The following is a 14,530-nucleotide window of genomic DNA, read 5'->3' as shown; positions in this document are numbered from 1 at the left end:
GATACTCGTTTGCTGAATTATGATGAAATAAAGAAAAAGAGGGCACTCAAATGAAAAAAGGCAGAATATATCTGGCGTTGCTCTTAGTATTTTCCATGATTTTAGGTATGTATACGGGGTGTGGAGACAAGAAGACACAGGCAGATACAGTGACAGCGGAAAGCCTGATCGAAAAGGCGGAAGAAGCAATGATAGGAGCCGATTCCATGACCGGAAAGATGGCCGTGGAGATGTCCATGGACTATAGTTCCGGAGGGGTGGATGCGGCTTTGGAAATGATAATGAACCAGAGTATAGAATTGACGAAGAATCCAGAGGCTGTTCATATGACCGGTACTTTGGATATCGATTTTTCAGGAATCACGATGGATACGGAAGCTTATGCGGTAAGAGACGGTGATAAGTATGTGGTGTATACGAAGGCGGGGGGCCAATGGGTCAAGCAGACATCTGAGGCCATGCCTGCTTCGGCGGACGTATCGAAAACTCTGGAGTTTATGAAAAAGGATACGGAAACTCTGAAGATAAGCGAACCTGAAAAATCCGATGAAAAACAAGTCTATCAGGTGGATGCCGTAGTCCATAGCGAGGAACTGGCAGCGGAGTTAATGGCTTCTTTAGGTAATCTTTTCGAAGAGAGTACAGATGCCTTTGCGGATTTGGATACGAAGATTACCGCCAGGATAGATGGCGAGAGCGGAGCGCTGCTGGAAATGACCATTGACCTTACAGACAGCTATAATGCGGCGATGCAGGCACAGAAGGAAGTGCAGGGCTTTGATGAAGTGACGGTGACTGCCTTCAAGGTGACGATGGCGGACTATGTCTTGAATACTGTGAGCGAGATTATTGTGCCGGATGACGTAAGATCCGGGGCAGTCGATATGGATGCCAAGGAGACAGAGATACCTTTGTGAAAAATGCAGATGTGTTTATAAGTTAAAAGTATGTAAACCCCCCGCGTCTTTTTCGGCAGATACTGAAAATGACGCAGGGGGTTTTAGATTTTCTTAAGAAGTTTATTCCGCGAGACTCTCCCATAATTCATACAGCTCAGAGAGACGAGAATCATTCCGGTTTTTTTCTTCTGTAAGCTTCAAAAGCTCGCTCATATTCGTACAGATATCCGGTCTGGAGGATAAAACGTCGATTTCATCATTGCGGTTTTCCAGGGCGGTGATCTCTTCTTCTGTTCTGGCCAGGTCATTCAGGCGTTTCCGCTCTCTGGCCTGGGCTTCCTTTTGCGCTTTCCAGTCCGCTTTGGTGTCTGCTCCTGCCGAAGAGACCGGGACGGAAGAAGCCTCGTCGGAAGCAGTATAAGCAGCTGTCAGCTGTTCCCGCTTTTCCAGATAATAGTCGTAGTTTCCGATGTAGTTGACAAAGGTCTGGCCAGTCAGGTCAAGGATTCTGGTGGCGGTCTTATTGATAAAATACCGGTCATGGGAAACATACAACACAGTACCGGTGTATCCGTTCAGCGCGTTTTCCAGGATTTCCTTGGAGACGATGTCCAGGTGGTTAGTCGGCTCGTCCAAAATCAGCAGATTGCTTTCCGAGAGCATGAGCTTAGCCAGAGAGACTCTCCCCCGCTCACCGCCGCTCAGATCTTTCACCAGCTTGAACACATCGTCTCCGGTAAACAGAAATGCAGCCAGAACGCTGCGGACCTGGGTGTTGTCCATATCCGGATAAGCGTCCTGGAGTTCGTCGAACAGCGTTTTTTCCATGTGGAGCACCTGCTGCTCCTGGTCATAATAACCGATGTTGACCCGTGAGCCAAGGCGTATATCTCCGGAATCGGCAGGAAGGAGGCCGTTTATGATTTTCAAAAGTGTGGTCTTTCCGGTGCCGTTGCTGCCGATTATGGCCACTCGTTCTCCCCGCTTGATCTCGAAGGAAACATTGGAAAACAGGCAGTTTTCCCCAAAGGATTTTGACAGCTCCCGGACGGTCAGCACGTCGTTTCCGCTCATTATCCTGGGCTCCAGATGTATGTGCATGGCAGAAGAAGCTTCCGTAGGTTTGTCCACCCGCTCTATTTTAGAAAGAAGCTTTTCTCTGCTTTCTGCCCGGCGGATGGATTTTTCCCGATTGAAGGAACGGAGCTTCTGAATGACGGCTTCCTGATGCTTGATCTCTGCCTGTTGGTTCAGATATTCTTTCATCTTTGCGTCCCGGAGCATGGCCCGCTTTTCTGCATATGAAGAATAGTTCCCGGAAAACACCGATACATGCCCCTGGTCAATCTCTATGATCTTTGTCACCACCCGGTCCAGAAAATACCGGTCGTGGGCGACGATCAGGACACTGCCGGGATAATTGAGCAGGTATGTTTCCAGCCATGCTATGGACTCCATATCCAAGTGGTTTGTGGGCTCATCCAAAAGGATGATATCAGGCTTTGACAGGAGAAGACGGCCGAGAAACACACGGGTCTTCTGCCCCCCGGACAAGGTGCGGACTTGTTTTGTGAAATCCTCCTCAGTAAAACCAAGGCCTTTCAGAACACCGGTAATCTCACTTTTGTAGGCATATCCGTTTTGAAGTTCAAATTCGTGATTGATCCTGGCATAGTTGTCCATGAGCCGTGACAATTCTTTGCCTTCTGCCAGCTTCATGGAGATTTCCAATTCCCGCAGGCGCTCTTCCAGGGCGAGCACTTCTTTTTTTACTTCCAGAAGCGTATCATAGACCGATTGGTCTGAAGGACAATCCTGATGCTGGGCCAGATATCCCAGAGTCTTGCCCTTGCCGAGAACGACGGTTCCGCTGTCAGACGGAAGCTCTCCGGTGATGATCTTTAAAAGAGTGGATTTACCGGCGCCGTTGATGCCGACGATGGCTGCCTTCTCTCTGTCTTCTATATGAAAGGAGCCGTTCTGGATGACAACGGCGTCCCCAAAGGACTTGCTTACCTGATGGCAGGAAAGTATCATGACGTATTCCCCCTATTTTTTCTTCTGGGGTATATTGTAACTGTTTTTGTGGAGAGCGTCAACAAAGGGAGCAGAGAAAATAAGGCGGTGAGAGGCGGTTTCCGGTTATGTAAAATAATTATCAAAGTTATTTGACAAGCACCTATAGGGATACTATAATAAAAAAGAAGTATAAGCATATAAAAAGGAAGCATAATCTTATAAGAAATTGGGTGGTAAGAGTGGAACGAAAGGAAATTTCCAATGCGGTCATTAAGCGGCTGCCCCGGTACCACAGATATTTGGGGGAACTGATGGAAAGTGGAGTAGAACGCATCTCCTCCAATGACCTCAGCGAAAAAATGAATGTGACAGCATCCCAGATTCGTCAGGACCTGAATAATTTCGGCGGATTTGGCCAGCAGGGATACGGCTACAATGTGGAATATCTCTACAATGAAATTGCGAAGATTCTGGGGATTGACAGGCAGAATAACATGATCATCATAGGCGGCGGCAACTTTGGACAGGCGCTGACCAATTATTCAAACTTTGAACGGCGGGGATTCATGATCCAGGCCCTGTTTGATGTGAGTCATGAACGGATCGGCAAGAGTGTCCGCGGGATTAGGACTCTGGATATGAAGGATCTGGAGGAGTTTTTATCCGGGTGTCACATTGATATCGCGGTCCTCACAGTCCCCAAGAATTCGGCGCAGGAGGTGGCGGACAGGCTGATCGCATGCGGTATTAAGGCTATCTGGAATTTCGCTCACCTGGATCTGAAGGTTCCGGATGACGTAGTGGTGGAAAACGTACATTTGTCGGAGAGCCTGATGCAGCTGTCTTATCGGATTTCGGAGAAGAGAGATAAGGAAGGAAGCGGCCAGAATTCCTAAAAAGAATGCGCCCATATGGAAGAGAAAAAAGGAAGCAGATTCCCCTGTCATAATGACGGGGAATTTTGCTATTTCGCAGAAGCAATAAAGGAGTGGGATATGCGGTATTTGACAGACGGCAGTCAAATGAAAGCGATTGACAGCTACAATATTGAGGAACTGGGCATCCCTTCTCTGGCCCTTATGGAAAGGGCGGCGTATGCAGTGTCCGCCGAGGCGGAGCAGATGAGCAGTCAGAATGGATCTGTTTTGGTGATCTGCGGCATGGGGAACAACGGAGCCGACGGTCTGGCTGTGGCCAGGATGCTCAAGCTGCATGGAAGAAAAGTGAAAGTGCTTCTGTGCGGAGTGGAATCTCATTCGACAAAAGAGCATTCCGTCCAGCGTGCCATAATCGAGAAACTGGGAATTCCGATAGTAACAGCGGACAGCGGGCAAGAATACAGTATAGAAAATGGGTTTGAATTGATCATCGACGCTCTTTTCGGCGTAGGCTTAAGCCGCCCTTTGAATGAAACTTTTATAGAGCTGGTGGATGCCATTGAAAGAGCCAGGATATCCGGCACTAAAGTGCTGGCAGTGGATATCCCATCCGGGGTCAGCGCTTCAGACGGCCAGATCCTCGGGGCAGCCGTGAAGGCGGACGCGACGGTGACATTTGGATTTGAGAAGCTTGGAATGCTGCTTTATCCGGGCGCCTTTTATTGTGGAAAAAAGAAGGTGGCGGATATTGGATTTTCCCTGCCGGGAGGAATGGAAAGCCGCATGGCCTATACGTTTGGTCCGGAGGACCTGAGACGGCTGCCAAAGCGTCCGGCTGACGGGAATAAAGGCACCTTTGGAAAAGTGCTGCTGGCGGCAGGAAGCAAGAGCATGAGCGGAGCCGCATATATGAGTGCATTGGCGTCATATCGGTCAGGAGCAGGACTCGTGCAGATATATACGGTAAATGAAAATGTGCCGGTGCTGAAGACTATGCTTCCGGAAGCGATCGTGACCGGCTTTGACCGGGAACATCCAGATATGGAGGAACTTGAAGAACTTTGCAGATGGGCCGATGTGCTGGTGGCCGGTCCGGGGTTTTCCACAGAATCCTATGCAGAACAGATTCTTCACTGGCTGTTGAAAAATAAAACGTTGCCTAAGGTGCTGGATGCGGATGCTTTAAATCTGATATCCCGCCGCAGCGAATTGGCGGGATATCTGGACGGCAGCGCGGTCATCACTCCCCACATCGGAGAGATGTCCAGACTCACGGGTAAAACAGTAGGTGAGATCAAAAGAGCTCCCATAGCGGCCGCTCTGGAATTCCGGGAGCAGTATGGGGCGGTTTGTGTACTGAAGGACGCGAGAACGGCAGTGGTTTCGGAAAACGGCGTTTATATCAATAGCTCAGGAAACAGTGGTATGGCTACGGGCGGTTCCGGAGACGTCCTGAGCGGCATTCTGGGAGGCTTATTGGCGGCAGGTATGAATGCGGGAGACGCGGCGGAGATGGGAGTCTGTCTTCATGGACTGGCCGGCGACGCAGCGGCAGAAAGATGCGGAACGCATGCGATGATGGCGACGGATATTATCTCATGTCTCGGAGCCGTGTTTAAGGAATGGACATAAAGCGGATAGAAGAACAAGCGGAGGATAAAGATGATGGAATATAGCCGCACAGCGGCTTGGATAGATTTGGATGCCGTATATGGCAACGTAAAAGCTCTGAAGGAAAACACGCGGAGTGGGACCAGAATCTGTGCGGTCATCAAGGCAGACGGTTATGGACATGGGGCGGTCCCCATCGCGAGAAAGCTTAAGGGCCTGGCGGATTATTATGCGGTGGCGACGGCTGAGGAGGCGTTCAATCTGCGAAATCACCAGATTGCGGAACCCATTCTGGTCCTGGGATATGTTCCGGAAGACGCTTACGAAAAAGCAGTCTTGGAAGAAATACGTCTGGCGGTGTATACCTATGAGATGGCGCAGCGCCTTTCAGAAGCGGCTGAGAAGTGCGGAAAACAAGCATTTATCCATATAAAATTGGAAACAGGAATGAACCGGATCGGATTTAAGCCGGGAGAAGAAGCCCTTACACAGATGGAAGCCATGAGCAGGCTGCCGGGGATCATGCTGGAGGGGATATTCAGCCACTTTGCCCGAGCGGATGAAGAGGATAAATCATATGCGGAAAGACAGTACCAAATCTTTGACGGATTTGTGAGCGCTCTTAAAAAGAGGGGGGTGGAGATTCCGCTGAAGCATATGGGAAATAGTGCGGCGATCATCGACCTTCCTCAGTTTGATGTGGATATGGTGCGGGCGGGCATCGCACTGTACGGAATGTATCCCTCGAATGAGGTGGACAGGAGACGGGTCAGGCTCGCGCCCGCCCTTCGGCTGACCTCCCGTGTGATTTTTACAAAGGAGATCGAGCCAGGTGAAACAGTGGGATACGGCGGGACCTATACAGCGCAGAATCGGATGAAGATCGCCACGATTGCCATAGGGTATGGGGACGGATATCTCAGGAATCTGTCCAATCGGGGATATGTACTCCTGAATGGAAAAAAAGCGCCGATAACCGGCCGTGTCTGTATGGATCAGCTGATGGTCGATGTGACGGACATTCCGGGAGTGAGGCAGGGAGACGAGGCTGTTTTGGTGGGCAGGGACGGAGAGCAGATGATTTCGGTGGAGGAGCTGGCGGAGTTGGCCGGAACCTTTAATTATGAATTTGTATGTGATCTGGGCAAGAGGATTCCGAGAATCTACCTGGACGGCGGAAAGATAGTGGGAAAAAAGGATTACTTTACGGATCCTTATGAAATCGTTTTGTAGGACATTTCCCGTATGAACCGAAGAAACATTGGAAATACTAGGAAGGAAAGAAGTACAGCCAATGCAGATATCGGAGCGTGAAATGTAGAATGATTAAAAGAGGCGACATTTATTATGCGGATTTACGGCCAGTGATCGGGTCGGAGCAAGGCGGAGTCAGACCGGTGCTGATCATTCAGAATGATACCGGGAACCGGCACAGTCCTACGGTCATCTGTGCCGCTATCACTTCAAGGATGAATAAGGCGAAGCTGCCCACTCATGTGGAGCTGAAGGCGGAACACTGCCAGATGGTGAAAGATTCCGTCATACTTTTAGAGCAGCTCCGCACAATAGATAAACAGAGATTAAAAGAAAAAATCTGCCATTTGGATGATGGACTGCTGCAAAAGGTGAACACAGCGCTGCTGATCAGCCTGGATTTGTATACATAGGCTGAAGCGGATGGCAGGAAACGGAAAAGGAGCCGGAGATAATCATGGACGACGGGTATTCGCCCTGGAGTTTGCTGCTGTTGTTGGGAATCATAGTGATTGAGGTTATATTTTATGGATTTGGCGCCGCCATTCAGGAATTGAACAGCGCGGAGCTTTTAAAGCGAAAGGAAGACGGGGACCGGAAAGCGGCCGGGATCTTAAAGATATCAAACCGTTCTTTTACGTATGCCAACGTGGTTCAGGTCATATCTACAGTGAATGGCCTGATATGCGGAGCTTATCTATTGAAACAGGGACAGAGGTTCCTGTTACATAGCTTTTTTAGGAACAGTCCGGAGTCCGGAAAAGGATATCTGTCCATGATGACGGTATCGGCAGTCGTCCTGGTGATCGTTCTCCTATGTGTCGGAGTACTGGTGCCGAAACGGATTGCGAAACGGTATCCGGAGCGGTGGGCATATGCCCTGCTTCCGGCAGTCCGGGTGCTGTCCATTCCGGTTTATCCGGCTGCCTGGCTGCTGAGCAGCTTGTCCGTTCTGGCTGCCCGGCCGTTCGGAGTGACACCGGGAAAGGATGTCGACAACGTTACGGAAGAAGAAATCATGTCTATGGTTAACGAGGGCCATGAACAGGGGGTCATTAAGGCGAGTGAGGCGGAGATGATCACAAATATCTTCGAGTTTGATGATAAAGAGGCGGGGGATATCATGACCCACAGGACCAATATCACCGCCCTGGATGGGGATATGACCCTGGACGAGGCGCTGGAGGTGATACTGTCCGGCAGTAATTCCAGATATCCAGTCTACCGGGAGAACCTGGATGATATCATCGGCATCCTGCATTTAAAGGATGCGGTGCTCCTGCAAAAAAATGAGTCTCTCCGGGGCAAAAAGCTTGTGGATATCGAAGGACTGCTTAGGAAGCCCCATTTTATCCCGGTCACTAGAAACATCAATAAATTATTCAAAGTCATGCAGTCCAGGAAAATCCACATGGTCATCGTGATAGATGAGTATGGGCAGGTGGAAGGACTGATCACGATGGAAGACATCCTGGAGGAAATCGTAGGGAATATCCTGGATGAATATGATGAAGAAGAAAAGTTCATCATTCCTTCCGGAAGCGGATATGTGATGAAGGGAATGACGCCTCTCGAAGATGCGGGAGAGCTCCTGGGGCTGGATTTTGACGAAGAGGACTATGACACGGTCAATGGGTTTCTTATATCCAAGCTGGACCGGATACCGTCCGAGGATGAGAAGCCGGAGATTCGATTTGGCGGATATCGTTTTTCCATACTGAATGTGGAAAACAAAATGATAGATACAGTGAGGGTGGAAAAGCTTCCGGAGGAGGAAGCGGGTGAGGAAAAAGTACATGAAGATGATTAAATCGGTTCGCGCTGTATTTTCGGATGCGGTGTTTCTGAGAAAGACGGTCATGATCGCAGTGCCTGTGGCAGCACAGGCACTTCTTAATACCGTTACGAACATGGTGGATACCATGATGATCGGCACCTTGGGTGAGACAGCCATTGCCGGAGTGGGGCTGGCCAACAAGGTGTTTTTTGTGTTCAATCTGCTGATATTCGGGATTGCCAGCGGCGCTTCCGTGCTGAGCGCCCAGTTCTGGGGAAATCACGATGGGAAAAATATTCGAAAGGTGTTGGGGATTTCTCTGATTCTGGGAATCATCGGTTCTCTTCTTTTTACTCTGCCCAGTCTTTTTGCTCCGAAGGCTGTCATGAGGATCTTCACCAACAGTCCTACCTCTGTGGAGACGGGAGCCGCTTATCTGAGGCTGGCCTGCATCAGCTATCCGTTTACGGCAGTCACGAATATATATGTGGCGGTGATGCGGTCTGTTGGAAGAGTCAGAACGCCGGTGGTGACGAGTCTGATCGCGATCATGGTCAATATTACATTAAACTATGCTCTGATCTTCGGCCATTTCGGCGCGCCGGCCATGGGAGTCAGCGGCGCGGCTGTCGCAACACTTGCAGCCAGGTTAGTGGAAGTGACCTGCATTTTTCTGTATGTTTACGGGTGGAAAACAGAGCTGGCAGCGAAGGTTTCTGAGCTTATCGGCTATCCAAAGACGCTGATAAAGGAGTACATACGGACGGTGCTGCCAATAATCGGAAACGAATTCATGTGGGGGCTGGGAGTGACCATGTATTCCCTGGCATATGGAAGAATGGGAGATACCTCTGTGGCGGCGGTGACTATCGCTCAGACCATTCAGGATATGATTCTGGTATTTTTCCAGGGGATTTCTGCCGCTTCCACGGTGATCCTCGGAAATGAACTGGGCGCCGGACGGATCAAAGATGCGGAAAAAGACGCGTCTAAACTATTATGGCTTCAATTTACGGCGTCGATACTGCTGGCCGTGTTCTGCATCGTCACACGGAATCTGCTGGTGGGCTTTTATGACGTATCTGAGACAGTGCTGAAGGAAGCCGCTTACTGTATGTTGGTTTATGGGCTGTTCCTTCCTTTTAAGATGTTCAATATCGTGAATGTGGTAGGGGTCCTGCGAAGCGGAGGAGATACAAGGTTCTGTCTGATGCTGGACAGTGGAAGCGTCTGGCTTATCGGCGTCCCCATGTCATTTTTGGGAGCGCTGGTATTCCGGTTTCCGATACATCTGGTGTTTGCCATGACGCTTACGGAGGAGTTTGCGAAGTTTTTCATTGGATACCGACGCTATAAGAAGAAAAAATGGCTGAAAAATCTTGCGGCGGGCATGTCTTAAGCCTTGTCAGGATACAGAAAAAATGATAGAATAAAAAGTCGGATAAGATAATAAGTGAAACTGAAGGATAGAAAAAAGGAGAGGTTCAAATGTCAGGACATTCCAAATTTGCGAATATCAAGCATAAGAAAGAGAAAAACGATGCAGTCAAAGGCAAGATTTTTACAGTGATCGGACGAGAGATCGCTGTGGCGGTAAAAGAGGGCGGAGCCGATCCGGCCAACAACAGCAAGCTGAGAGACGTCATTGCGAAAGCAAAGGCCAACAATATGCCCAATGATACCATTGACAGAGGCATAAAGAAGGCTGCCGGTGATGCCAATTCCGTGAACTATGAGACGATTACCTATGAAGGCTATGGACCGAATGGCATTGCGATTATCGTAGATACCTTGACGGACAACAAAAACAGGACGGCTTCCAATGTCCGCAACGCGTTTACCAAAGGGAACGGGAACGTGGGAACTCCCGGATGCGTGTCTTTTATGTTTGATAAAAAAGGACAGATCATCGTGGATAAAGAAGAATGTGAAATGGAAGCAGATGATCTGATGATGTTCGCTTTGGATGCGGGAGCTGAGGATTTTGCGGAGGAAGAAGACAGCTTTGAGATCACGACGAATCCGGAGGACTTTAGTTCCGTCCGCGAAGCCTTGGAAAAAGAGGGGATTCCCATGGCGGATGCTCAGGTGACGATGATCCCTCAGACTTGGGTGAGTCTCGATGATGAGCAGGATATTAAGATGATGAACCGAATCCTGGGTCTTTTGGACGAGGATGACGATGTCCAGGAAGTATACCATAACTGGGATGAATGAGCGGCTCACAGACAGGAAAAAGCCTGGAAACCGGCGGGAAACTGCTGGTTTCCGGGCTTTTTTAGTCTTATGGGAAGCAGCGCGGAAATATTGTAAACGGCTGCAAAATATGATATGATGACCGGGAAAGACTGCGGTGATTTTGGAACCTAAGATAAAGAAACGGATCAGTAAAGAAAGTGGGAAGAAATATGGCCAACAGAGAAGGTAAATGCCCGAAATGCGGAGGTGCTCTGTGCATTCCGGAAGAGCTTGAAACATTTTCCTGTATGTACTGCGGTGCGGTACTCAGCCAGGAGGAACTGGTGATTCCCCATGAGGGCAAGGAAAAGAGCCAGGCGGGGGAGCTGGAAGAGGTGCTGCATAAACTCTGGGAAAACGGAGATTCAAAAGCAGAGGAACTGATCGGCCGGATGCTAGAATTGGATGAATATAATTTGAAAGCCAATCAGGTATATGCGCAGATACATTTTTCTGAAATTCTGTTCCGGCATAAGAATGCGATGGAACACTTTAAGCGTTCGGAATACCCGGATTACTTTGATGCATATAAAATAAAATGCCGTCCGGCGGTGGAAGCGGTGGACCGCTATGCACTGGAGGCAGAGGACCATGGAGAGGAGTTTATGCGTCTTTTGGCCTCCAATCTCATGAAAGACATTCATACAGAGGTGGAGTCGGACCAGTCTCTGCGCTCCAAGAATGCGAGGGCATTGAAATGTGACCAGTATAAGATGATTCTGGCAGTCTATACGATTCCAATGATTCTAGAACTTAGGCTTGGCGTAAGTGAAAGGCTGACGGATATCATGGTGGAGGAATGGATGCGCCAGTATCCGAAGTCCATTCTGAGGAAAGGCACCTACAGTGATATGGTGACCGGTTTTCGAAAGGGTAAGATGTGCTTCATAACCACGGCAGTCTGCGAATCCTTTGGGAAGCCTGACGACTGTCAGGAGCTTCAAAGCCTCCGGAAATTCCGGGATACATACATGATGAAAAGTGAAGATGGCCGAGCCCTGGTAGAAGAGTACTACGAGGTGGCGCCTGCCATTGTCACCTGTATGGATATGGAAGAGGACCGCGCCGGTATTTATAGATCTGTCTGGAGCACATATCTGGAGCCGTGCCTTCAGGATATCGCAGCCGGAAGGGAGGAAGCATGTGAAGAGCGCTATGTGGAAATGGTCAGGAGCTTGGAAGCGAGATATCTGGATTCACGGGTACGGGAGGATCACAGGGGGACCGACATGGGAAGCTGAGGCATTTTCGGCTGATTGTGCGGAAAAGTAGAAAAAAGCTGGAGAATAGTTCATAGATAAATCACAGGATAGATGGGAAAATAGAATAAAGAGCGGAAGCGGATATAAAAAGGATTTGAGAAAGAAGGCTCAGGTCCTTTTTCTCTATCAGGATTCGGAAGCTTACTGCGAAAAGGGAGGAGGTACAGATGAAGAAGGTATATATTCTGGCAACAGGCGGGACAATCTCTGCTGCGGGAGAGGAAGGAAAGACTTCCGGTTACCGCGACGGAAAATTTGATGTCCATGAACTTCTGGAGAGCATAAAAGGGGTGGGAGAAATTGCGGCTCTGGAGGGAGAACAGATTCTAAACATTTCCAGTGATGATATTACATGTAGGAATTGGATCGCTCTTGCGAAGAGAGTTAACCAGCTGGCGGAGGACCCTTCCATAGACGGGTTTGTCATTACCCACGGAACTAATACTATGGAAGAAACGGCATATTTCCTGAATCTGACAGTTAAGACAAAAAAACCAGTGGTACTGACCGGATCGATGCGTCCAGCTACGGCCAACAGCGCGGATGGTCCGCAGAATCTCTATGAGGCGGTTTCTCTGGCAGCCAGTGAAGAGGCGGAAGGAAAAGGAGTACTGGTGGTATTTGCCGATGGGATCTTCAGTGCCGACCGGGTACAGAAGGTCAACTGTTTCCGCCCGGCGGCATTTGACGGAAAGGACTTTGGATGTATCGGATATATGCAGGATTCCGTTCCGCGGTTTTTGCAGCTTCCGGTCAAAAAACATACGGTGGATACGGAATTTACAGTAAAAGGAGTCGACATGCTTCCCAAAGTAGAAATCGCATATTTTTATGCCGATGCCGATCCTGGTATCCTGGAATTTCTTGCATCCCGGGCACAGGGATTGATTCTGGCGGGAGCAGGAAGCGGGCTCATGAGCAAAAGCTGGAAGCAAGAAATCCGAAAGCTTTCGGAAAGAATACCTATCGTGAGGACGACACGGGTCGGAAACGGTATGGTCAGTCAGGATCACTGCGATGAAGAGCTGATGACCATACCTGGCCAGACATTGATTCCCGTGAAAGCCAGAATCCTGCTGTCTCTGGCGCTTTTGAGGACCAGCGGCAGAGATGAGCTGCAGAACATATTTCAATTATACTGAAGGGGGAAAATGATATGGAAAAAGAAAATAGAAAATTAGAATTTTACGGAGGGGAATGGGTTTCCCTGGCACCGCTGCTTCTTTTCATCGTGCTGATCATTGTCACCACCTTTTTCTGGGGTTCCATATCCGACGGGGCTCTCTGGGTGCCGATTTTCCTGGGGCTGGTGATCCCGTTTTTCCTGGCGAAGGATAAAAAGCAATACAGCAATACGCTGATCATGGGAATGGCCAGTAAGGATACGGCTTTTCCCATTGCCACATGGCTGTTTGCCGGCGTGTTTTCGAGGATTCTGAGGATGTCCGGCTTTGCCACGGGTCTTGCGGGTCTGGCAGGATCCTTTGGCGTGGGTCCCGTGCTCTTTACGGTGATTTCCTTTTTGGCCGCTACTTTGTTTTCCACGGCTACCGGAACCGGATTCGGAACAATTGCAGCCTGTATGGGAGTATTGTATCCGGCCGGAGTGGAACTGGGAGTGAATCCTGCCTTTTTGGCAGGGGCGATATTGGGAGGAGCAGCATTTGGAGATAACCTGGCGCCGGTTTCCGATTCCACGATCGCCTCAGCGACTGCCATGGACGTGGATGTTCCCAAGTGTGTGAGAAGCCGCCTGAAATATTCTCTGACGGCTGCTGCCATTACCCTGATCATCACGATCATCGTGGGAAATATACTGGGCCAGTCTGCCAACATAAAAGAAGCGGTCTCCTATAATCAAATGACTCTGATCATGATCGTTCCAGTGATCATTACACTGATCATTGCCATAAAATCCGGCGACCTGATCATTGCTACGATTATAGGCTCCGTATTGTCGGGAACGGTTGCAGTGATATTCGGACTAATGGACTTTGTTCAGATCGATGCGGTGAACCCAGTGAGAGAAGCCTTGTTTTCTGTCAGCGGCTCGGGGCTTGACCGTGCGGTCGGAGGCGCTGTGTTCACCGGTCTGTCCAGTATGACTCAGATGGTTGTCCTATGTCTGATGTTGTTCAGTGCGATTCATATCATGAAGTGCGGACATGGAGATATGAAGATTCTGAACGCTCTCAGCCATGTGACCAGACGTGCGGTAGGAGCAGAGGTCGTGATCTCTTTCATGGTCATCGCATTGTCATCGATTATGGGATTAAACGCTCCGGCCATTTTGACAGTGGGGCCTTCCTTCGCGAGGCCCCTTGCCGATAAGCATGGAATCAGCCGCTACCGGATGGCGAACTTGATGGACGCCCAGTCCTGTACGTGGTGCTACAGCCTGCCGTGGACTTGTACTATGATGTATATTTTAAGCTTTACGGTGGATACGAGTGCTCCCTTGAGCGGGATACAGATCACGCCATACTGTTTCTTCACGTTTGTTATGACGGCAGTCATGTTTGTGTCCATCTTCCTTGGAATCGGCAGGAAAGATTTTATAAATGTACAGGGAGAGGCAGAATAGAGCACAGA

At 49.4% G+C, this 14,530-nt stretch carries 12 protein-coding genes; 11 read left to right on the top strand and 1 reads right to left on the bottom strand.

Annotated elements, in window-relative coordinates:
• Positions 1-50: 50 nt before the first annotated feature.
• Positions 51-917: a DUF6612 family protein gene (locus LQE92_RS01515; protein WP_231061246.1), complete on the top strand. Its 867-nt coding sequence runs from the start codon at positions 51-53 to the stop codon at positions 915-917.
• Between the two features lie 102 nt (positions 918-1,019).
• Here the strand turns inward: LQE92_RS01515 and abc-f are convergent, their stop codons facing one another.
• The gene (gene abc-f, locus LQE92_RS01510; protein ID WP_231061245.1) at positions 1,020-2,936 is read right to left on the bottom strand and encodes a ribosomal protection-like ABC-F family protein; all 1,917 of its coding nucleotides are present in this window, start codon (positions 2,934-2,936) and stop codon (positions 1,020-1,022) included.
• 221 nt (positions 2,937-3,157) lie between these two features.
• Between abc-f and LQE92_RS01505 the strand changes: the two genes are divergently transcribed.
• From LQE92_RS01505 to LQE92_RS01460, 10 genes are all read left to right on the top strand, one after another.
• A complete protein-coding gene (locus LQE92_RS01505; protein WP_231061244.1) occupies positions 3,158-3,814 on the top strand; it encodes a redox-sensing transcriptional repressor Rex in 657 nt (218 codons plus the stop codon).
• 99 nt (positions 3,815-3,913) lie between these two features.
• Positions 3,914-5,428 carry an NAD(P)H-hydrate dehydratase gene (locus LQE92_RS01500; protein WP_231061243.1) on the top strand — a complete coding sequence of 505 codons (1,515 nt, stop codon included), beginning with the start codon at positions 3,914-3,916 and terminating at the stop codon, positions 5,426-5,428.
• A 30-nt stretch (positions 5,429-5,458) separates the two neighbouring features.
• On the top strand, positions 5,459-6,640 hold the full coding sequence (gene alr, locus LQE92_RS01495) for an alanine racemase (RefSeq protein ID WP_231061242.1): 1,182 nt from the start codon (positions 5,459-5,461) through the stop codon (positions 6,638-6,640).
• Between the two features lie 89 nt (positions 6,641-6,729).
• Positions 6,730-7,074 carry a type II toxin-antitoxin system PemK/MazF family toxin gene (locus tag LQE92_RS01490; protein ID WP_147595623.1) on the top strand — a complete coding sequence of 115 codons (345 nt, stop codon included), beginning with the start codon at positions 6,730-6,732 and terminating at the stop codon, positions 7,072-7,074.
• A 44-nt stretch (positions 7,075-7,118) separates the two neighbouring features.
• Entirely contained in the window at positions 7,119-8,471 is a 1,353-nt protein-coding gene (locus tag LQE92_RS01485) for a hemolysin family protein (protein WP_231061241.1), read from the top strand.
• The gene (locus LQE92_RS01480) at positions 8,458-9,837 is read left to right on the top strand and encodes an MATE family efflux transporter (RefSeq protein ID WP_231061240.1); all 1,380 of its coding nucleotides are present in this window, start codon (positions 8,458-8,460) and stop codon (positions 9,835-9,837) included. Before LQE92_RS01485 ends, LQE92_RS01480 begins: the two co-directional genes overlap by 14 nt.
• An 89-nt stretch (positions 9,838-9,926) precedes the next feature.
• Entirely contained in the window at positions 9,927-10,655 is a 729-nt protein-coding gene (locus tag LQE92_RS01475) for a YebC/PmpR family DNA-binding transcriptional regulator (RefSeq protein WP_231061239.1), read from the top strand.
• 191 nt (positions 10,656-10,846) lie between these two features.
• The gene (locus LQE92_RS01470; protein ID WP_231061238.1) at positions 10,847-11,917 is read left to right on the top strand and encodes a CFI-box-CTERM domain-containing protein; all 1,071 of its coding nucleotides are present in this window, start codon (positions 10,847-10,849) and stop codon (positions 11,915-11,917) included.
• A gap of 188 nt (positions 11,918-12,105) precedes the next feature.
• Positions 12,106-13,080, top strand: a complete 975-nt coding sequence (locus LQE92_RS01465; protein ID WP_231061237.1) for an asparaginase — start codon at positions 12,106-12,108, stop codon at positions 13,078-13,080.
• A 14-nt stretch (positions 13,081-13,094) separates the two neighbouring features.
• On the top strand, positions 13,095-14,522 hold the full coding sequence (locus LQE92_RS01460) for a Na+/H+ antiporter NhaC family protein (RefSeq protein WP_231061236.1): 1,428 nt from the start codon (positions 13,095-13,097) through the stop codon (positions 14,520-14,522).
• The last annotated feature ends 8 nt before the right edge of the window (positions 14,523-14,530 follow it).

The sequence above is a fragment of the Lientehia hominis genome, assembly GCF_021044755.1.
Taxonomy (GTDB): domain Bacteria; phylum Bacillota; class Clostridia; order Lachnospirales; family Lachnospiraceae; genus Lientehia; species Lientehia hominis.
The sequence above is the reverse complement of the archived record's forward strand: the minus strand, read 5'-3'. Positions and strand labels throughout refer to the sequence as shown.